Raw genomic sequence first — 808 nt, 5'->3', positions numbered from 1 at the left:
AACACGGTTACCGTTAGTGCTTACATAACGGATAACAGCTTTTTGAGCATCCTTACGGTAAGTAACTGTTTCAACACGGTCTTGGTCTTTAGCCTTCACTCCGCTTATAGCTGGAATTTCTGATTTATCCGCTGTGTAACCTGCGATAGTTGGAGAGACCACTTTATCAAACGTATCATCATTAGTTGTCCAGTCTTGGAAGAAAATCTGACCAGTTACTAGGTTAATACGACTCCAACGTTTGAAGTTCAGTGTTTCAACCACATCATCCTTAGCCTTACTTCCGTCTTCGTAAACGTAATGGATGGTACGGCTAACACTTTCCTTGTTATCCAAGTTTTCAACGGTTCCTGGCCAACGTGGGCTATCTGGTTGTCCTGGATTAACTGGTGTGTTTGGTTGTGGAGTTGGGTTATCTGGGTTAACTGGTTCAACACGTTCTGAAAGGGTTACAGTGTAGACTTGGTCACGTGCTGTATCGTAGTCATAAACCTTAGCACCACCCGCTGTGAATTCATCGCTGACAAGGTTATAGCCTTGTTTCTTGAATTCTGTGATTTGACTTGNCTGTATCGTAGTCATAAACCTTCGCACCACCTGCTGTGAATTCATCGCTGACAAGCTTGTAACCTTGTTTCTTGAATTCTGTGATTTGACTTGTAGTGCTGTAGGCAATGGCTTCTCCTGACTTACCTGTTACTTCATCTGTTGTGAGAACACGGTTACCGTTAGTGCTTACATAACGGATAACAGCTTTTTGAGCATCCTTACGGTAAGTAACTGTTTCAACACGGTCTTGGTCTTTAGC

The 808-nt window shown here is 43.0% G+C and carries 1 protein-coding gene and 1 pseudogene; both read right to left on the bottom strand.

Annotation, left to right across the window (positions count from 1 at the left end; all coding sequences use genetic code 11):
* Positions 1 to 566, bottom strand: a pseudogene (locus D7D54_RS09270) (mucin-binding protein); the annotation flags it as partial.
* 1 nt (position 567) lies between these two features.
* On the bottom strand, positions 568 to 748 hold a 181-nt coding region (locus D7D54_RS09565; protein ID WP_244193458.1), incomplete at its 3' end, for a mucin-binding protein.
* Positions 749 to 808: the final 60 nt, after the last annotated feature.

It is taken from the genome of Streptococcus chosunensis (assembly GCF_003626515.1).
GTDB lineage: Bacteria > Bacillota > Bacilli > Lactobacillales > Streptococcaceae > Streptococcus > Streptococcus chosunensis.
The sequence above is the reverse complement of the archived record's forward strand: the minus strand, read 5'-3'. Positions and strand labels throughout refer to the sequence as shown.